Source organism: Cecembia calidifontis (assembly GCF_004216715.1).
GTDB classification, from domain to species: Bacteria; Bacteroidota; Bacteroidia; order Cytophagales; family Cyclobacteriaceae; genus Cecembia_A; species Cecembia_A calidifontis.
Genome location: NZ_SGXG01000001.1, coordinates 1,127,058 through 1,147,737, shown reverse-complemented (window position 1 = coordinate 1,147,737; position 20,680 = coordinate 1,127,058). Strand labels below are relative to the sequence as shown.

Genomic DNA, 20,680 nt, shown 5'->3' with positions numbered 1-20,680 from the left:
TAAAACACAAAACTTTAATTGATCTTTACCAACTTAAATCTTGGGGTTGGATTAAAGTCACTTTCCAACCATTGCAATCCGGACATTTATAATTAAGCGCAAACGTGTTCTTATTTACCTTCCTCAAAAATAGGTTTTCATGTAGCACCAGTTGATGAATGGTCTTTTTGAATACGATGAGATTCCCTGCACTATCAAATGAATATTTTTGCATACCATTATTTTCAAATAAAATGGTATCCAACTTCTCATTAACTCTTGCCAAAGTTCCTTTTTTGATCTCCCAAATTTGAGCTTCTTTTTGATCTTCAGAAGAAAGAGTATTCAAGCTATAATTTATATTGATGAAGGTATTCTGGTCAATCCATGTACTATCAATATCAAAGTTTTTGTCATAACCTTTAAAATTCTCATAAATCCATATCCCCTGCAATTCCTTAGGAAAAGTATAGCGGTTTTTTCTCAGGGAAGGCTGAGGCTTGTCTGATAACATGTCTTTGTCCTGAAAGTTTGGGGATATCCCGCGACAAGAACCCATGAGTAAAATTAAAGCCACTGTCCATCTATTCCATTTCATCATTTACCTCCCCTTTTGATACCTCCTTGTTTTTAACAAATACCGAGTAGGTAGTATATCGCTTTTTGCTCCTATGGTAAGTTCTATAATAATTGTCAAATAAACCTTCGTTTATCCTTTGAAGTAACTCTTCTTTGGTAAAACCTACGTCTAAAAATATAAATTTGCCCAAATATTGTAGATAACTGTTGTGGACATTATCATCACTAAGATATAAAACATCGATTTTTTTTAAGGGTCCTATGATAATAGGGTTTACCTGCCAGATGATGGAATCTTTTCTATTCAATACATATATTTCTCTGCTGACCTTCCTTAAAAATTTATTTTCACTCAGTTCAAAACTTTCAGTTCCGATTTTGTGAAAAGATAACGATCCTGCCCTTACTTTAAGGGAACCTTGGGGATTTGGAAAAGAAGCTTGGTCAATTTTCTTGAAAAGGGTTGAATCCTTACATATTAAAATACTATAAGCATATTCTTCAAACTCCACATATGAACGCTTTTTTACAACAGCAAACCCATCTTCAAAAGTAAATTTTCCTCTAAGGGAATTGGGGAAATGATATTTATTTTCGGCATCTATAGGCTGAGGTTGTGAAAAATATACAGGATAGCAAGAAATACATAAGTAGGACAAGCCAAGTATGAATAAAAGGAAAAAAAACCTTTGCAGTCCCATATTTTTGTTAGCCTAAGTAGCTTACTAAATTTAAAAAAATTATTCCGTATTGTGCCACTCATTTCATCCATTTTATTTTGACCCATAGCTAAGTCAAAACTTAACAATTGTTTTGAATTAAAACATCTTTTCATAGAGATGAACGTTTCTCCTATCGACAAAAAATCCTTGTCTGTTTCTATTTTACTTATGAAATCCTACTCCAGTTGATTTCATGCTTTTTCTGGGCTCTGATCTGCCGGAGCACCATGCTATGTTCGGGCTTTACAAGTTCCGGGTCATCCTGGAGCAATTGTTCTGCAGCATCTCTGGCCATGGTGAGTATAGGAGCATCTTTGCTCAAATCTGCAATCAACAAATCCGCTAAACCACTCTGCTGCGTACCCATCAAGTCCCCTGGGCCACGGAGTTTCAGATCCACATCCGCTATTTCAAAGCCGTTGTTGGTCCTGACCATAGTTTCTAACCTGATCCTGCTGTCTTTGGACAGTTCATATTTGGTCATGAGGATGCAATACGACTGATCGGCTCCACGGCCAACCCTTCCCCTTAGCTGGTGCAGCTGGGACAATCCAAACCTTTCTGCATTTTCCACAATCATCACTGAAGCATTGGGTACATTTACCCCCACCTCAATGACAGTAGTAGCTACCATGATTTTGGTCTCCCCCTTGACAAACCGCTGCATCTCAAAATCCTTGTCCGCCGGCTTCATATCCCCATGCACAATACTCACCGGATATTCCGGAAATGCCCTACAGATGCTTTCGTACCCATCCATGAGGTTTTTAAGATCCATGGTTTCAGATTCCTGAATCAAAGGATAAACCACATAGACCTGTCTCCCTTCCTGGATTTGCTTCCTCATGAAGCCAAACACCTTCAGCCGGTCTTTATCATAGCGGTGAACAGTTTGAATGGGTTTTCTGCCCGCAGGTAATTCATCGATGAGCGAAATATCCAGATCTCCGTACAAAGTCATGGCCAAGGTCCGTGGAATTGGGGTAGCCGTCATCACCAAAACATGTGGATAATAATGCTCATTTTTGGCCCAGAGTTTGGCACGCTGGGCGACCCCAAAACGGTGTTGCTCATCTACTATGGCCAAACCCAGATTCCTGAACTGCACCACGTCTTCCAACAGTGCATGCGTTCCTATTATTATATGCAAATCTCCTGATCGCAGCATTTCATGGATTACATTCCTGGCAGATTTCTTCGTGGATCCTGTCAGCAAAGCAATGTTCAGGCCCATGAGATCGGCATATTCCTTCAGGCCTTCATAATGCTGGTTGGCCAAAATCTCAGTAGGTGCCATCAAACATGCCTGGGTACCAGAACTGATGGCAATGAGGATACAGATAAAAGCCACCATCGTCTTGCCAGAACCTACATCTCCCTGAATCAGCCTGTTCATCTGCTTCCCTGACTTCATATCGGCGTACGCTTCCCTCACTACCCGCTTCTGGGCTTCAGTAAGTTGGAAAGGCAAATGCTCCTTGTAAAATTTGGTCAACAGCTCTGTCTGATTCAATACCTGCCCATGGGATTTTTCGGTACGGGTCAGTTTGAGCTTCAATAGCCTGAGCTGAACGAAAAAGAACTCCTCAAACTTCAACCTGAACCGGGCCCTTTTAAGGATTTCAGGATTGTCAGGGAAATGGATCTGTTTGAGGGCATCCCGTTTGGAAATCAGGTTAAAACGCTGCAAAATATCAATCGGCAAAGTTTCCTGAATCTGGGGATAGGCAACCTGGACCAAACCCTCCATGATTTTGGAGATACCTTTGGAATCCAAATACTTTGCCCTCAATTTCTCTGTTGTTGAATAGACTGGTTGAAAGAAGCTTTTTTCCTCCTGTACCTGGGAAAGGGGCTCCATCTCCGGATGGGCAATGCTGAATTTCCGCCCATAGCGGTTGGGCTTACCAAAAAATACAAAGGGAACTCCCAACACTAGTTTTTTTTCAACCCATTGCAGGCCTTTGAACCATGTGAGTTCCATTTCGCCGGTTTCATCATAAATATGGGCCACCAATCTTTTCTTTCTTCCTTCCCCTAAGGTTTCTATGGAACGGATTTTTGCAATGACCTGCACATTTTCCAAGTCCTCCGTGATTTGATGGATTTTGTAAAACTTGGTCCTGTCCTCATAGCGGAAGGGGTAATGCTGGATCAGTTCTCCATAGGTAAAAATGTTCAGCTCCTTGTTGATCAAGGCTGCTTTCTGTGGTCCTACACCACGAAGGAATTCAATTTTGGTATCAAAAAAACCGGACAAGGAGTTTTGAGTTTTATTTTATGCAAAATAATCCCCACAGAGAGATATACAAAGTAGTCTACTTTATTTAAGAGTTTAATGTTCCCAATACCTGATGATGGAAATAAAACCTTAGGTCTTTAATTTAACAGGAATTTGTCTTCCTTCTTTTTTTGCTTGCTCATCTAATCCTTACCCCATGGCAATTCTTAAAGCAATTCCAATTGGAATAAATACATTGACCAAATCCAGATTTTCCCTAATAAAAAAGGAAATCAAATGATCCTTTTCAAAAAATGATCCATTTCCTCTACCACCTGCAAAGCATTCTCCTTTGTGAAAATCAAAGGGGGTTTGGTTTTCAAGACACTGTCCTTAGGACCATCTGTACTGATCAGGATATATTTTTCCCTAAGGCGGTTTTTAATCAATTTTGCCAACTGTTCATCTTCCTCCTTTGTTCCGGGCTTGACCAGGTCCACCCCAAGAAAAAGACCTGAACCCCTGACATCTCCTATACAGGCATATTGCTGCTGCAATTCCTCAAAAAGGGATTTATAATAGTTGCCCACGATCTTGGCGTTTTCCTGTAAAGCTTCTTCCTCCATGACCTCCAAGACAGCCAAACCTATGGCACAGGAAACGGGGTTCCCACCGAAGGAACTGAAAAACTCAACTCCTTTTTCAAATGACTCCGCAATTTCCTGGGTACAGACCACCGCACCCATAGGATGCCCATTTCCCATGGGTTTGCCCAATATCACCATGTCCGGCACTATCCCATGCTGCTCAAATCCCCAAAAATAGTCGCCAACCCGACCGAATCCCGTCTGTACCTCATCGGAAATACATAGTCCTCCTCTTTCCCTAATGGCAGGATAAATTTCTTTCAAATACCCTTGTGCCAAAGGCACCTGTCCTCCACAACCCACGATAGGTTCGGAAATAAATGCCGCAATGGGATAGGAAAATCCATCCATCAATTTTTGGGCATCCGCTGCATATTTTTTGCCTGTTTTTTCAAGCTCATCACTGTATTTTCCACGGTAAGCATCCGGAATGGGAACTTTCAGGATATGATCCTTTTGTCCCTGACCCTTTGGATTGCTGAATTTGTAGTCCGAAATATCAATCGAGATCTGCGTATTGCCATGGTAACCATGTTCCATGACCATGATGCCTTCCCTTCCGGTATACCATTTGGCCAGGCGTATGGCAAGATCAGATGCCGCACTTCCTGAATTCACAAAAAACACCCTGTTCAGGGAGGGAGGAAATTTGGAAAGCAACTTTTCAGCATATTGCGGCAAAAGATCATACAAATAACGGGTATTGGTATTCAGTTTGGCCATCTGTCTTTGCCCTGCTTCCACCACTTTGGGATGGGAATGGCCAACATGGGGAATGTTATTGTAGGCATCCAAAAAAGTATTGCCCAGGGCATCGTACATGTACTGAAAAGCAGCCCTTTCCATTTGGATTGGTTTGGAATAACTTACCGATAAGATTTTGCTCAGGTATTGATGGCGATAAGCCAGACTTTCTTCCAAAGTTCTCACCGGTAGCGGTTCAAAACCTACGGCCATCCTAAATTCATTTTCTGCATGTCGAGGGTTTAGCTTAAGCCATCCATAGAGCATCTTCCAGGCATTTTTCTCACTGATGGACGCATAGGCATTTTCAGGATCAATTTTCCTGGCATGGGCCGAATTGCATACACTGATACACAGCCTACCTGCAATCAGGTAATACAACAAGCTAAGTTCCTTTTCGGTAAGGGGAATCTTTTCATGGTATCCCTTAAGCACTTCCAAAGACCATTCAAGGTAATTTTCTTTGTCATAAGCAGTGTAGGTCATGGCAACTGCCAACTCATGGATCAAAGGACTGTAAGCCAGGTCCCCAAAGTCAATCAGAGTTATTTGACCTTCCCGATTTATCATCACATTCCATTCATTGGCATCATTGTAAATGATCGCCCTCCGTAAATGAGGTAATTCTGGTCTTACCAATTCTTCAAATTGCTTTAAAAAGTACTTTACCGTATTTCGGTCTTTTGGAGAAGGGATATCATCCAGGTATTTTTGGATGAGCTCCAAATATTGCAGGTCCCATTCCCATTTTCTGGATTGGAGTATATAGCTGTTAAGCTTACTGAGCTCCATATCCAATGTAGCAAGAAAACCACCCAGTTCTCGATAAGCAGAGGTGGATGGCTCCAAATTTCCAAGAAAATCACCTTCTAAAAATGTAAGCAAACGGCATATCAGTTGCTGACCTCCCCATTCTTCCAATTTTACAAACTGACCATCTAAAAAGGGTTCAGGACAGGGAATCCTACCATTGAAGTTTTTTTGAAGGGCATGGAGAACCTCTGTCTCCGTCTGTACAAGATCGAAGGTCTCATTATTGAACGGATAAGTTTTAAAAATAAATTTTCCCCGATCTGTCTCCACCAGATAGTTGATATTATCATATCCATTCAATTTTTTAAGTTCCACCGAGTGGAAACCAAAAGCAACTTTTAACAAATCCTGCATGGGGAAGGCTCTTTTAAATCCAATACAATATCAGGAAAAAAAATAAAATAAAGCCCTTCACAATTTCTGGCAGTTTGGACAATAATAAACAGCTCCTCCCATATATGCTTCTTTTACTATTTTTACTCCACATTTGGGACAGGGATGATCAAAGGTATTTTTTGAGAGTATAGTTTTGTACCCCCGTTTTTTCCATAAAGATCTTTCTCCGTATCCCTTCCCCCCTGATCACTCATTTTTTTTTAGAGTCAATTTAAGGCTTTGGAAAAGTTTCTCCTTTTCAGATTCAGACAAACTTGATTTCTTTCTTTTAGGGTGAATTCCGGCATTGAAGAGGATGTCCTGCAAAACTCCATTGCCTAGTCCGGGAATTCTTTGTTCCGTAGCCAAAAGTGCTTTTGCAGAAAGGTCTTTTGCAGCATCCAAAATTTCATAAACATGCGTCTGATCAAAAGCATCATCCAAAGGAGAAATTGCCTGCAGACTTCCTAAATGGTATTTATTTTCAAGTTTGCCCTGATAGACCATAATCCCACCATACATGGCCACCGTAAATACGAGGCAACTCTCATCCTCAAATACTATCAATAATTGGTATTTGGAAGGGGCTTCTACTAAACTGGAATAATATCTGAGGATGGTTCCATCACTGACCGTCAAATGAACATTTTCTTCAAAACGAAAATCCACAAACACCCCATGACCTTCAACAGAGATGACTTTTCTTCCTTCCAGCAGTCTGGGATAATCTTTGGGATCTCCTTCAAACCAAACCAATTTATGGGTATGGGTTGGGGGGAACACTTTGACAACTTTTTTGCCAATAAAGACTTGGCTTGCCTGCCTACTCAGTGTTTTGGATTCAGGGATTTCTATCATAAGCTTTTACCGAAAATGAATATTGGCATTCATCATTTTATTCCACTTTGATCAAATGGCCTCGCCTGCCAGACATTATCCTTCAAAACCATCAACTCTTTGAAACCTAACTCTCTCAGGAATACAACCGTATTTTCATATTCACCTATTATTTCTTTGGGATGATGGCTGTCAGCATTAAGGCAGATAGGGACTTTCAATTCCTTTAGCCGTTGCAAGCCAAATCTCCCGGGATAGGTTTCCGAAGCCCTTTTCTTGTATAGTCCTCGGGTATTTACTTCCACTATGGTTCCTGATTGGGCTGCTGCTTCCAATGTTTGGGAAAGGTAATCCCGATACCAAGAACGCTCTTCATCAAAAAAGAATTTGTTATGATTTTGCATTTTGATTTTATCCACATGGCCGAGGATAGTAGGGCAATCCTGCTCCAACATATGGATGGTAATTTCGAAGTACCGCTTCAGGGCTCTTTTGATATCATTGCTAAAAATTTCCAACAATCCTTTTTCAAAGGTCAAAAGAGGACCATCTATTTCCCATGGCTTCCCATCCGCAAAGGTATCAACAAAATGTACCGATCCCAGCGTGTAATCCAGGTTAAAATCTTTTCTAAAAGTTTCAATTAATCCTGCCTTATCTGGGAAATAATCAATTTCAAGACTTTTATAGATTTCGATTTGACCAGCATATTGGACTTTGGCTTCTTCAACCTCTTTTAAATAGGTAGGTAAATCCCTTCTGTCCATAGACCATTTATTCTCAAAATGAACCGGGGAATGGGAAGTAAAGCCAATGCTTTTCACTCCGTACTTAAGGGCCTGTTGGATATGCTTATCTATTTCATCGACACCATCACAGTATTTGAAGTGGCTATGGTAATTGGTCCAGGCCATAGGGTAAGTTCAAGATTGTTAGTTCCTTACATAGATACAAAAAAACCGGCATCTTAGGATGCCGGTTAGCTGGTAATTTCTGGTAAATCAAGACATTAACCATAAATTTCTTCCAAAACTTGTGCAAGACGGATACCCGCTGCCATCAACCTTTCCTCTACATGATGGTAATGCTTGTAGATGTAGTCATAACCGATTCTGCCATTGGCAGGGATATCATACATGGCCGGACGGATGGCTACAGCTTCTCTCAACCAATCTGCAGGGGTTTTGGAAGTATATTGGTCTATCAGTTCCGGACTGATTCTTTTTTGAAGTTCTGCTGCGATCTCTGAATAACTCATCTTTTTATTTTCGATCAGGTCGGTATCCCAAACTGCATGGATGTTGGTTTCTTTGTTGAAATAACTGACTTTAACATCATTGCCTCCACGATCTCCCGGTTTGCCAACATGAAATGGCTGATGTAAATCACCTACAATGTGGATCAGCATGCGGAGCAGGTCTCTTTCCTCCTCAGGATTCAGTCCCCCTTTTTTCAATGTTTCTTTTATATTCAAAAATATGCCATAGGCATCTCCGGTAGGCTCTTGAATGCTTGGATCATATTCCCCATCTGCTGTGGTCACCCAATGCCAGGTGTAGGTATACTCATACTTTTTATCTGAGCGGATATTATCCATCCAAACTCCCACACCTGAAATGGATTCCTTATTCAAAATGGCTTCAACTTTCTCTACGGTTTGGGGCTTCATTTGCCATTCAGCCAATTTCCCGATAACATAGTGTCCAATAGCTCCCCAGGCAAAAGAACTGGTCTGTGTACTGATGACCAATAAAATGGCGAGTGTCAACTGTTTGGTAATTTTCATATTTTGATTGATATAAGCTTGATATACGGTGGAAATAAATTGAAATATTGAAGAAATAGGATTGAAACAGGTAATATCCCCAAAATCGTGGAGCTGGTATCCAATATCTATTCCTAATTATTTCACGCAAGTAAATTTCGCCAGCTAAATGCCAGCATATTTCACTTTGATTTTAATTCATTTACAGCAATGTAAGCCATCAAACCGGCGCCAATCTCCATTGCATCTTCATCAATATCAAAGGTTGGCGTGTGTACTCCTGATATAATACCTTTTGCTTCATTTCGGGTACCTAAACGGTAAAAACAGCCATCAATTTCCTGGGTGTAATAGGAAAAATCTTCCGCAGCCATCCAAATATCCAAATCCAGCACATTTTCAGCTCCAAGATAATCCACTGCAGCATTTTGTGCCCTCTCGGTAAGTGCTTCTGCATTTTTCAAAAAAGGATATCCCTTTCTGACCTCAAAGTCCACTTCTCCGCCCATGCCTTCGGCAATGCCTTTGGCAATCTGCACCATCTGATGGTGGGCTTTGGATCTCCATTCCTCGTTAAGTGTTCGGAAAGTGCCCTGGATTTTAACCTCATTGGGGATGATGTTGGTCGCACCCAAGGCCTCCACTCTACCAAAAGACAAAACTGAAGGAATCTTGGGAGAGGCATTCCTGCTTACCACCTGTTGTAAGGCCACAATCATATGGGAAGCGATCAAAACAGGATCGACCAAGGTTTCCGGCATGGCGCCATGACCTCCTTTGCCTTTGACCGTGATATAAAGTTCATCCGCACTCGCCATGTACATCCCCTTTCGGAAACCTACTTTACCTACAGGAATCAAGGGCATTACATGTTGACCAATTATACCGGAAGGTTTCGGGTTTTCCAACGCCTTGTCTTTTATCATCAGGGAGGCCCCTCCGGGAATCAGTTCTTCTCCGGGCTGAAAAATGAGTTTGACGGTACCCTCAAAATCCTCTTTGATTTCGTGGAGGATTTTTGCAGCACCCAATAATGAGGCGGTGTGCACATCATGCCCACAGGCATGCATTACACCTGGATTGGTGGATTTATAAGGCACATCATTCTGCTCTATTATTGGTAGCGCATCCATATCTCCCCGTAGGGCAATGGTTTTAGAAGCGGGGTTTTTGCCCTCTATCAGCGCTGTCCAACCTGTATTGGCTTTTTTTTCTATTTGGGTAATTCCTATACTTTTGAGTTTTTCCTCCACAAAAGCTGCTGTCTGGAACTCCTGAAAAGAAAGCTCAGGGTGGGCATGCAAATACCTTCTATTGGCAATAAATTCTGATTTATATGCTTTGGCTAATGCCTTGATTTTATCTTTCACCATCCTGTATCGGGTCTGGATTCACATATCCTTCTCTTTGGAACCGGTCCTGGATAATCCTTGAAGTTGGAAATTGTGCTTTCAATTGATGATAATATTCCTGAGCTTCTATACGGTTGATGAATTTTCCTACTTTAACCAAGTATCTTGGCTGTTGGTATTGCATATCCACTTTCATTTCGGGAAAGGCGGAATAGATATCATTTCTCGTTTTGAATGCCAAGTCCCGGTCAACTCCGCTATATACTAAAACTGTGAAGCCATTCCAGGTTCTTTCTGAACGGTTGCCATTCCTAAATTTTTCCAGGGCAATTTTCAAATCTGCATCCACAGCAAGTTGACTCTCCCCAGATGCAGAAGCATCCTGTTTATTGGCCTGTTCTGCTAAATCAGGGAATGTAATGAGGGTTTCACTGAGATCTTCCCGGTAATTGGCAAAAGCCTCTGCTCCACTTCCTGTTTTTTTCACCGTAGCACAGGAACCCAACACAAATACCAAGACAAAGCTGCCCAGTAATGACCTTTTCATTATCTCTAGATTAATTTTCAATGATCACACATTTTCCTGATTCCACATCCTGCTGGACACTTTTATATTTAACGTCTTTGAGAAGTTTACCATCTGCATATTGCACAGAGACTTTATCGTTTCGACCATAAGTCTTTTCTGATTTGCGGGGTGCTACGACTTGTGGGGATGCAGTTCTGTTGGCTACTGCAGCTGCCGCTTGCCTACCTGCACCTGGATTCAGTGAGCTTCCCACTTCTTCTTTGGATGCTTTCACATTATTCTCTTCCCGTCTTGGAGCCTGCGCAGCCCTTACCTGACTTGGATCTTGGGTGGGCAATTCAGCTTTTGCCAAGAAAGAAATGGTATCCTCATTCAACTTGCCGATAAAGCGTTTGAACATCTCAAAAGCCTCGAATTTGTAAATCAATAAAGGATCTTTTTGTTCATAGACCGCATTCTGCACAGATTGCTTCAGGTCATCCATATCCCTTAGGTGCTCTTTCCAGTTTTGGTCAATTATGGCCAAGGTCACATTTTTCTCGATGGCACGGATCAGATCACGTCCTTCATTTTTGACTGTAGATTCCAAATTGATCACCACTCCGATCTGTTTGATGCCGTCTGTGATAGGAACCATGATTTCTTTTACAGTTGCACCTCGCTGGGCATAAACATCTTTTAATATCGGAAGTGCTTTGGAAATGATACGCTCATTTTTACTTACATAGTTCTTATAAGCTGCATCAAAGAGTTCCTGAGTCAGCACTTTGGCATCTTTGCTCTTGATGTCATCTTCTGTAAACTGGTGATCAATACCCAAAGAACTGTAGATATTCATCCTCAGGTTGTCCATGTCCCCTGTGGATTTTGCCATCTCGATAATGCTTTCACAGACATCATACATGACATTCAGGATATCCAGTTCTAAGCGTTCTCCAAGAAGGGCATTTCTACGTCTTTTGTAAACCACCTCTCTTTGGGAGTTCATTACATCATCATATTCCAAAAGCCGCTTCCTGACCCCGAAGTTGTTCTCCTCTACCTTTCTTTGTGCACGTTCAATGGATTTGGTAATCATGGAGTGCTGAATCACCTCTCCCTCTTCCAGACCCATCCTGTCCATGAGTTTGGCAATCCTGTCGGAACCAAACAATCTCATCAGATTGTCTTCCAGAGAAACAAAAAACTGAGAGGAACCGACATCCCCTTGACGTCCTGCACGACCCCTCAACTGTCTGTCCACCCTTCTGGATTCATGGCGCTCTGTACCAATGATTGCCAAACCACCTGCTGCCCTGGATTCAGGAGTCAACTTGATGTCGGTACCCCTACCCGCCATGTTTGTGGCGATGGTCACGGTCCCCGGCTTACCGGCTTCCGCTACTATTTCAGCTTCGCGGGCGTGCTGCTTGGCATTCAACACTTGGTGTTTGATCTTGCGGATGGTCAGCATCCTGCTGAGTACTTCAGAAATTTCCACAGAAGTGGTACCCACCAAGACAGGCCTACCTGCATTGGTCAACTCAACAATTTCATCGGCTACCGCATTGAATTTCTCCCGGACGGTTTTATATACTTTGTCTTCCCTGTCTTCTCTGATGATTGGTTTATTGGTAGGAATAACAACCACATCCAATTTGTAAATCTGCCAAAACTCTCCCGCCTCAGTTTCTGCTGTACCGGTCATACCGGCCAGTTTGTGGTACATCCTGAAATAATTCTGCAAGGTGATCGTAGCATAAGTCTGGGTAGCATCCTCCACCTTAACATTCTCCTTGGCTTCGATTGCTTGGTGCAAACCGTCGGAATATCTTCTTCCTTCCATGACTCGGCCAGTCTGCTCGTCTACGATTTTCACCTTTCCATCTACGATGATGTACTCCGTGTCTTTCTCAAACATACAGTAGGCCTTCAACAACTGATTGACCGTATGGATCCTTTGGGCTTTTACCCCATAATCCTTGATGATTTCTTCCTTACGGATCAGTTTTTCCTTGTCATCCAGATCCGGATTTTTTTCCATTTCGGCTATGGCCATACCGATATCCGGAAGGATAAAGAAATTGGGATCCTCATTCTTCTGCGTTATGGCTTCAATACCTCTGTCCGTCAGTTCTACGGAATTGGTTTTTTCATCAATTGTAAACAACAAAGGCTCATCTGCCTCAGGCATCATGCGTTTGTTGTCCTGCAGGTAATAATTTTCAGTCTTTTGAAGGATAACCCTGATTCCTGGTTCTGAAAGGTATTTGATCAATGGTTTATATTTAGGGATACCCCTATAAGCCCTGAACAAGGCCAATCCCCCTTCTTTTTCATTGCCTTCAGCAATCAGCTTTTTGGCAGTGTTAAGGTATCCCTGTACCAATTTCCTTTGTTCTTCCACCAAGGTAGCTACCCGGGGTTTCATTTCCATGAACTCATGCTGATCCCCTCTTGGTACTGGACCTGAAATGATCAAAGGCGTTCTGGCATCATCGATCAAAACAGAGTCCACCTCATCGATCATGGCAAAATGGTGCTTGCCCTGTACCAGGTCGCCCGCATCTCTCGCCATATTATCCCTGAGGTAATCAAAGCCAAATTCATTATTGGTACCATAAATGATGTCACAAGCATAGGCCCTTCTCCTTTGGTCGGAGTTGGGCGGATATTTGTCAATACAATCTACCTTCAATCCATGGAATTCAAAAAGCGGTGCATTCCACTCGGAGTCCCTTTTGGCCAGGTAATCATTGACGGTAACTACATGAACCCCTCTTCCGGAAAGCGCATTGAGGTAGGCAGGAAGGGTGGAAACCAAGGTTTTTCCCTCACCGGTGGCCATTTCAGCAATTTTACCTTTGTGGAGTACCATACCACCGATCAACTGCACGTCATAGTGGACCATGTCCCATACCACTTCGCTTCCAGCAGCCATCCAACGGTTGTGCCAAATGGCTTTATCACCTTGTATTTCAACATTGGATTTTTTGGCAGCCAGCTCCTTGTCCCAAAGGGTGGCAGTAACTTCCAATTTTCCATTTTCCTTAAATCTTCTGGCGGTTTCCTTTACAATTGCAAAGGCTTCCACCATTACTTTTTCGAGGACAACTTCCAATGCCGCATCTCTTGTCTTTTCGGTTTTATCGATCTCATTGAAAAGGGCGTCTTTTTCATGTACCTTTTCCGGATCGAGGGCATTGATCTGATCTCTAATAGAAGCGATCTTATCATCAAAGGATTTCAGGTCGGCATTGATGATGGATTTGATTTCCTCGGTTTTTGCTCTCAGTTGATCGTCGCTAAGGCTTTTTAACTTATTGAAAGCCTCATTGATCAACGCTACTTTAGGCGATAATTCCTTTATATCTCTATCGGACTTTGTTCCGAATATTTTGGCCAGTCCTTTGGCTAGAATTTCTAACATAACTTTAGTACGGTAAATAGGGCCTTAAAATTACGCCCTTTTTGTTAATTATAGTAATTGAACGGAAGATATGACAGATAGTACTAGGTTTTATCCGGCAATCCTCCCTTTTTTTAAATCTCTACTTTCATATTTCCTCTGAAAACCTGTTCTGCAGGTCCGATCAACAGGATATTTTGGAAACTGCCATCTGCATTTTCTGAAAACCTCACTTTAAGCTTTCCTCCAGGGGTTTTTATTTTAACTTCATGCAACTCATTCTGATAGCCAAATACCAAAGCACAGGCTGTCACTCCCGTGCCACAGGACAAGGTTTCGTCCTCCACACCACGCTCATAAGTGCGTACATGGATTTCATCCGGGCCGATAGGTGTCACAAAATTCACATTGGTACCTTTGGGGGCATAAGGTTCTGAATAGCGTATCTCCGCTCCCTCTTTTACCACCGGATAACTGGCCACATCTTCTACAAAACGCACATGATGGGGAGAACCGGTATTGACAAAGAAATCCTCGCCCGCATTGGAAAGACTGGAAACAGGACTCATGCCCAATTCTATCCAATCGCCAACCACTCTGGCATCATGCGGGCCATCAATGGCCAGAAAATGCGTTTCATTCTCTATGATTCCCAAAAATTTCGAAAAGGCTACAGCACATCGGGCCCCATTCCCACACATGCTCTGGGAACCATCTGCGTTGAAATAAATCATTTCAAAATCATAACCTTTCCTGTTTCTGATCAAAATCAACCCATCGGCGCCTATCCCAAATTTGCGGTCACATAATCTTTGGACCAATTTCAGGTTTTGGGCAGGAAAGGCCTCAGATCTGTCATCTATCATGACAAAATCATTGCCTGTTCCTTGATATTTATAAAAGGCTATTTCCATAAAATAATTCGGATTGACGGTTTTAGAATGATTTCAAAAACCAAACCAAGTTTTAATCGTTATGCAAACATAAACATCTTGTCAGGATTTCAGACTTATTGTCTGATATTCGGTTTCATAATCAGGATGAATTGGCTATCTTAGGGCTCCTTGTGATAGATCAACCAAACAATCAACGGAAATCAACAACCTTATGAAAAAATCAACTTTTGATGTTTCCAGAAGAAAATTTCTTGGCCATAGCACCAAAGCTACCTTGGCTGTAGGAATTGGAAGCAGTGTACTCGGTTCTGCCTTTTTGAGTGCTTGCGCCGGAGAAAAATCCGGTGGAGAGACTGATGCAGGCAAGATCTTGTTGAGCACAGGTTTTGAACAAACGCCTTTGGCTTATGCCTATGACGCACTCGAACCGCACATCGATGCGATGACCATGGAAATCCACTATACCAAGCATGCTGCGGCCTATGCGAAAAATATGGCCGAAGCAGCAGCAGAAGAAGGAGTGGATGTGAGCAGACCTTTGGAGGAAGTTTTGATGAACATCTCCAAATACTCTACCAAAATGCGCAATAATGGTGGCGGCCATTATAATCATGAGTTGTTCTGGAAGACCATGAGCCCAAATGGTGGTGGTCAACCCGGTGGTGATCTCGCCCAAGCAATCACCGGTGCATTTGGCAGCTTTGAAGAATTTCAAAAACAGTTTGAAGATGCCGCCAAAGGAAGATTCGGATCAGGATGGGGCTGGTTGGTTTTGGACAAGAATAACTTGTTAAAAATCGGTTCCACACCCAATCAGGATAATCCGCTGATGGATATTTCCGAATTCCAGGGGATACCTCTTTTGGGAATTGACGTATGGGAGCATGCCTATTACCTCCACTATCAAAACAGAAGACCGGATTATGTCTCCGCGTTTTGGAACGTAGTCAACTGGACTGAAGTCGAAAAACGATATGACACCTTGATGAAAGGTTAATTGAAACGGGGAGCAATCCCCGTTTTTTTGTTAAAAGATGAACTTTTCACTTTGTATTTTTAACAATGTTTAAAAAATAAACGGTGTTTAAATTTATTGGTTTTTCTTTTTTACTTTGATTTGTTTTTTCACTTAAGTTTAGTGTCTTTAAGAGGAGTAATTTCTATGGAAATTTTTTTAATTTTTTCACCTGGTTGGCTATCTGTAGGAAGAGGAATTTGTAGTACTTAGGTATTTAAAGAAAATTCCTTTCTTTGTAGCACCTAATAAACCAAAATTAAATCATTATGCAAGATCCCAAGAGCCTTACTTCTGTCGCTGAATTCCACAAAACTTTCCAACATCCAATTTTACCTGAACCCATGGTTCCTGATGCCAAAAGATGTGAGCTGAGGGTTTCCCTGATTGCCGAAGAACTCAAGGAACTGGAAGAAGGCATCCAAAATGGAGATATTGTGGAAATCGCCGATGCCTTGTGTGATATTCAGTATGTCCTGGCTGGTGCCGTACTGGAATTTGGTCTGGCGGATAAATTCAAGGAACTTTTTGATGAGGTTCAGCGCTCCAATATGAGCAAGGCATGTAAAACTGAAGAAGAAGCCCAGGCAACAGTCTCACATTACAAAAGTCAGGGCGTGGATTGCTTTTATGAGCAGGTTGAAGACCTTTATTTGGTTTATCGTGAAGGGGATAGGAAAACCCTGAAATCCATATTTTATTCCCCTGCTGATCTGAAAGGCATACTCTCCAAATAAGCGCTGATGCCTATGTCCAAACTTCAAGTAGCCATTCTACTTTTTGATGAGGTTGAGGTGCTGGATTTTGCAGGGCCTTTTGAGGTTTTTTCTGTTACTGCCCAACTCTCCGGTTACCAAAACCTGGAAGTAAAAACTGTGGGCAAAAACAAATCCCTCATCCATGCAAAAAATGGTTTACAGGTGATGCCCGACCTGGCAATCAGTGAACTTGATCAAGTGGATATTTTGGTAATTCCCGGTGGGGATGGAAGTAGGACAGTCATCCGGGATTCCAAACTCATGGATTGGATAAACCAAATGATCCAAAAAGCTCAAACAGTCTTCACCGTTTGTAGTGGTGCACGCATTCTGGCCAAACTGGGGCATCTCAGGGAACAAAGATTTACCACACACCACGAAGTTTTTGAAGATTTAATGGCAATGGAACCTAGCGCTATTCCTGATAAAAGTGCCCGGTTTGTAGACAATGGAAAATTTATGACTGCCGCAGGTGTTGCTGCCGGCATAGATCTTTCGCTTTATGTGGTGGAAATATATTTTGGTGAAGAGGTAATGAAGAAGACAGCGAGATATATGGAATATGAGGGGAAGTGAAATTGGAAAATTGAAAGGCGGATTTCGAAAATTAACTTTTCTCTTAAATGTTTTTATTTCAGAAATCCGCCTTACGGAATTTATAGTTGAAAATCCCTTGAAACCCCACTTTCGACTTCCGCTTTTCGACATCCACCATCTTTATAAACTTCTCAATCCCAAAAATTGACCAGCCTCACTTCTTCCCCAAGCCCAACAACTGTTTCATTCCTGAAAAGACAAAGGGGAATTGGGGAACGCTGTTCCGGATTTTAAATTCTTCCCAAAAGCCGCTTTCATTGGCTAAAAAGGCCAAAATACGCTCAGGATCCACCCGCTTAAATAAGCTCGAAAAAATCTGTTCCCCACTTAGGCTTTTGGTCAGCAGCACATCCAATAAAGTCCTGTCGTACCATTCAAACATTTTTTCCCTAAATGAAAGGGAAACAACAGGAGATTGATTTTGTCCAAGCTGCTCCAGTATCTGAGCGATATGTTTCTGTACAAACTGAAAGGTATAACCTGTACTGGGTTTGGTGTAGCCACCTGCTGTTCCGATATTGACAATACGTTTGTTTTTCCCCAAATGAGCTGGAAATCTGGCCAAAGACATGGGAATTACCCCAAATTCGGAATGGGTAATCTCATAACTCCCTATCCCCAACTTGTCTTTGATATAGCGCTTCAGTGCGGCTTCATATTCTTCTTCTTTCAGCAGCCTTTCGGTAAACAAAGTGTACTCTACCAAAGCCAAATTTTCAGACGTTGGCAATACATATATAAAGGTTGTCCCATGGGTCTGTGGCAAGGTAAAGTCCATGAGAGTACCTACTTTTGGATTAAAAACCGGCTTATCTGTTTGGATATACCAACCCAAAAAATGCTGCAATAAGGTATTTTCTTCGGTCATTTTGGGATAAAAAAGGGAGGTGGAGTTGAATACATAATCCGCTGAATATCTCCCCTTTTCGGTTTTAACCACCGCTTTTTCCCCTTCTTCCACTATCTCAAGGATTTGTTCCTGAACAAAGGTGACATTGGAGAAACCTTTGATAAAATCCAGCACATGGCTATAAAAATCACCAGATTGGATCATTTTGTAGCGGTATGCCTTCATTTTAAATTCCTTGGAAACCTGTGGCGAGAAAAACTGCAAGGTTTCCCATTGGTGGGAGACCAAGGATTCAAATGGCCCTGCTTCCTTTTCCCAAAAGCACCAGGTACGGTCATTTTGGGTTTTCTGGGAGGCATCGATGACCAGGATATTTTTATGCTGTAAGCTTTCATCCTTCAGCAGGCGATACAGGAAACTCAACCCGGCCAATCCGGAACCGGCAACTATATAATCGAATGTATTGGACATGCTGGTTTATAATAAAGGAAAAATGATTCCCTACCCAATAATACCATAAAAGCAGGAGAGTGTTTAAAGCTTTTGGGGATAATCTTTATTTAAAAGATTATCGTCATAATTTTAAAAGGGGTTAAATCCCAAAGGGTATTTGCCCCGGGTTGCCACCCGGGGTCAAAATGACCAATCTCTGTCGTGTTCCTCACAACCCCGAATGGAGTTAAATTTTTTTAATAAACTACAAAGGAGCTTTTAACCAAACAATAGCCTCTTCAATCACCCGGTCCTTTCCTTCAACAATACTCATAGGATTTTCTAAAAACTGATCGGCCTGTACCCCAAATTCAAGCTGCACTCCATCAAGGTCCACAGTTTGACTACCAGAAAATCGGTAAGTCCAGCCATTGGGCAACTCTGCATAAACTGGAATGCCTCCCCCTCCACCTGTCTGATCGCCGAACAGCCGTGCCTGAGGCAAGGTCCGCATCATCTGCGCAAAAAAAGTGGTGGTGCTGTAGGAACGTCGGTTGGTCAGGACAGCAACCTTCCCCAAGTACTTATCTCCGGAATGAGGAGAAATCCTAAGATCTGCCCATGGTGTAAAATCAGCTCTTCCAGGCCCTTTCTTAAAACGTTGTCTGGCATAAGTGACTTCCTGCTCAATGAAACGAGAGGCTATATTGAGTGCATTTTGCAAATTCCCTCCCCCATTACTCCGAACATCAATGATCAGGCCATCATGAAACTGCATCAGGCGGACGATCTCATCCATGTGCTGTGTGGTTAAAGTGCGTTCAAAAGACCTGTAATTGACATACAACATGTTTTCCACGGTCTGTGCATACAAGGGACCGATGATCCTGAAAGTCGTCCCCAGGTAAACCTCCTCAATCAACTGCTGGTCATAAAACAAAGGAAAATCTTCAAACCAACTCCAATTTCGGGAACGGTTAAAAGTGCTCAATAAATTGACATGCCCGTCCTGCAGTTCTCCAAGCATATCCCCCAACACATCAAATAGCGCATCAGGAGCCATATTTTCATGGATCAAGGGACTGTATTGTTGTCTTACCGCCACCCAATCTATCTGTTTTTCTTCAAAAAAACTGTACCTATTATGGACATCGTTCCATAAATGTTCAAATACAGCCCTTGGACTGGCCTCTGGGGCTCTTGGAGCAAGAATTTCTTCACAGGAAATAATCCCTATCATCATTATCAGCCCTAATAAGCTTAAGAAAATTTGGGACTGTCTCATAGCTGAAAATTAAATTGGAAGAAATAATGACCTATTGAACGCTGGGAACGCTGTGCGTTTTCCAAATTCGTATAGTTGAACCTATAACCCACACCGATTTCATTGCCATTGGACAGTTGATAAAACAGCTGGTTCAGGATGCCCAAATCCTGTTGCTGGAAGGGCTGGAAAAAGCGGATGGATTGCCAAAAAGCATTGAAAGTGGACTGTTCGTGCAAAAATGGGTCCGGTGGACTGGTTACATAAGAAGCCGAAAAAAGGAAACCTGTCACCTGAAAATGTGCCTGAGAGGAAAACCTCCACTGTTCCACCTTTCCAAACAAGGTTTGATACTGAACAGCCGGACCAAATGAAGTATGAAAGTCAAACCTGGGATTAAAATTCTGGGCATCCTCGAAATTCCGTAAGCTCAGGGCATTGTTATTGGACCAGCCCAGGGTAAATTTTTCCGGCAACCAGGATGCTTTGTAAAAGGTGTAGGTCATCACATGGGCATGGGTGCCAGCCATGTTTGCATCGAAGGCATTTTGCATGGGAATTCTGCTATAATGCAGGTAAACCTCATCGGTTTTCTTTTCTCCTACACTGGCATAGCCCAAGGTAAAACCAAAGGAAGCCCCACTGTATAACAAGGGCGAATAAGCGAAATCCCTTTCCCAAGCATTATGGGTTCCTGCATTCCAAAAAAGGGTTCGTTGCTTGTCCTGGCCAAATACAGCTACCTGCACCAATAAAAAGGACAAGAACAAAAACCATCTTTTCATTACTATGGATTTAGACTTCAAAATTAAGTAATATACATTCAGAAAAACATGATATCCGTCAGGTGGGGAAAAGTTACATCTAAATGCCTTGTTGGCTTAAAAGAAAGCTGAATTTGATATAAATACGACTTT

The 20,680-nt window shown here is 42.1% G+C and carries 17 protein-coding genes; 3 read left to right on the top strand and 14 right to left on the bottom strand.

Features of this window, described 5'->3' with window-relative positions:
- Window positions 1–25: 25 nt before the first annotated feature.
- The 11 genes from BC751_RS04915 to dapF all read right to left on the bottom strand — a co-directional run bounded on the left by BC751_RS04915 (window position 26) and on the right by dapF (window position 14,865).
- On the bottom strand, window positions 26–580 hold the full coding sequence (locus tag BC751_RS04915; RefSeq protein WP_130274562.1) for a hypothetical protein: 555 nt from the start codon (window positions 578–580) through the stop codon (window positions 26–28).
- Window positions 564–1,070 carry a hypothetical protein gene (locus BC751_RS04910; RefSeq protein WP_130274561.1) on the bottom strand — a complete coding sequence of 169 codons (507 nt, stop codon included), beginning with the start codon at window positions 1,068–1,070 and terminating at the stop codon, window positions 564–566. The genes BC751_RS04915 and BC751_RS04910 overlap by 17 nt, the downstream gene beginning before the upstream one ends.
- 376 nt (window positions 1,071–1,446) lie before the next feature.
- Complete coding sequence (gene recG / locus BC751_RS04905) at window positions 1,447–3,540, bottom strand: ATP-dependent DNA helicase RecG (RefSeq protein WP_130274560.1); 2,094 nt, start codon at window positions 3,538–3,540, stop codon at window positions 1,447–1,449.
- 254 nt (window positions 3,541–3,794) lie between these two features.
- A complete protein-coding gene (locus BC751_RS04900; protein WP_130274559.1) occupies window positions 3,795–6,059 on the bottom strand; it encodes an aminotransferase class III-fold pyridoxal phosphate-dependent enzyme in 2,265 nt (754 codons plus the stop codon).
- 228 nt (window positions 6,060–6,287) lie between these two features.
- Window positions 6,288–6,938, bottom strand: coding sequence for a hypothetical protein (locus tag BC751_RS04895; RefSeq protein WP_207226839.1), 651 nt, complete (start codon window positions 6,936–6,938; stop codon window positions 6,288–6,290).
- Between the two features lie 32 nt (window positions 6,939–6,970).
- Complete coding sequence (locus tag BC751_RS04890) at window positions 6,971–7,831, bottom strand: histidinol-phosphatase (RefSeq protein WP_130274558.1); 861 nt, start codon at window positions 7,829–7,831, stop codon at window positions 6,971–6,973.
- 95 nt (window positions 7,832–7,926) lie between these two features.
- Complete coding sequence (locus tag BC751_RS04885) at window positions 7,927–8,703, bottom strand: S1/P1 nuclease (RefSeq protein ID WP_130274557.1); 777 nt, start codon at window positions 8,701–8,703, stop codon at window positions 7,927–7,929.
- 161 nt (window positions 8,704–8,864) lie between these two features.
- Window positions 8,865–10,055, bottom strand: coding sequence for a M20 metallopeptidase family protein (locus tag BC751_RS04880; RefSeq protein ID WP_130274556.1), 1,191 nt, complete (start codon window positions 10,053–10,055; stop codon window positions 8,865–8,867).
- On the bottom strand, window positions 10,042–10,581 hold the full coding sequence (locus tag BC751_RS04875) for a hypothetical protein (RefSeq protein WP_130274555.1): 540 nt from the start codon (window positions 10,579–10,581) through the stop codon (window positions 10,042–10,044). The genes BC751_RS04880 and BC751_RS04875 overlap by 14 nt, the downstream gene beginning before the upstream one ends.
- Before the next feature lie 10 nt (window positions 10,582–10,591).
- Complete coding sequence (secA, locus tag BC751_RS04870) at window positions 10,592–13,972, bottom strand: preprotein translocase subunit SecA (RefSeq protein WP_130274554.1); 3,381 nt, start codon at window positions 13,970–13,972, stop codon at window positions 10,592–10,594.
- 113 nt (window positions 13,973–14,085) lie between these two features.
- Complete coding sequence (dapF, locus tag BC751_RS04865) at window positions 14,086–14,865, bottom strand: diaminopimelate epimerase (protein ID WP_130274553.1); 780 nt, start codon at window positions 14,863–14,865, stop codon at window positions 14,086–14,088.
- A gap of 193 nt (window positions 14,866–15,058) precedes the next feature.
- On the opposite strand from dapF, the gene BC751_RS04860 reads away from it, so the two are divergent.
- The 3 genes from BC751_RS04860 (at window position 15,059) to BC751_RS04850 (ending at window position 17,196) form a co-directional block, all read left to right on the top strand.
- Complete coding sequence (locus BC751_RS04860) at window positions 15,059–15,844, top strand: superoxide dismutase (protein ID WP_130274552.1); 786 nt, start codon at window positions 15,059–15,061, stop codon at window positions 15,842–15,844.
- 287 nt (window positions 15,845–16,131) lie between these two features.
- Complete coding sequence (locus BC751_RS04855; protein WP_130274551.1) at window positions 16,132–16,599, top strand: pyrophosphohydrolase domain-containing protein; 468 nt, start codon at window positions 16,132–16,134, stop codon at window positions 16,597–16,599.
- Window positions 16,600–16,611: 12 nt separating this feature from the next.
- The gene (locus BC751_RS04850; protein WP_130274550.1) at window positions 16,612–17,196 is read left to right on the top strand and encodes a DJ-1/PfpI family protein; all 585 of its coding nucleotides are present in this window, start codon (window positions 16,612–16,614) and stop codon (window positions 17,194–17,196) included.
- A 175-nt stretch (window positions 17,197–17,371) separates the two neighbouring features.
- On the opposite strand, the gene BC751_RS04845 is transcribed toward BC751_RS04850, so the two are convergent.
- From BC751_RS04845 to BC751_RS04835, 3 genes are all read right to left on the bottom strand, one after another.
- Complete coding sequence (locus BC751_RS04845) at window positions 17,372–18,538, bottom strand: lycopene cyclase family protein (protein WP_130274549.1); 1,167 nt, start codon at window positions 18,536–18,538, stop codon at window positions 17,372–17,374.
- Window positions 18,539–18,764: 226 nt separating this feature from the next.
- On the bottom strand, window positions 18,765–19,784 hold the full coding sequence (locus BC751_RS04840; protein WP_130274548.1) for a S41 family peptidase: 1,020 nt from the start codon (window positions 19,782–19,784) through the stop codon (window positions 18,765–18,767).
- Entirely contained in the window at window positions 19,781–20,548 is a 768-nt protein-coding gene (locus BC751_RS04835) for a hypothetical protein (protein ID WP_130274547.1), read from the bottom strand. Before BC751_RS04835 ends, BC751_RS04840 begins: the two co-directional genes overlap by 4 nt.
- Window positions 20,549–20,680: the final 132 nt, after the last annotated feature.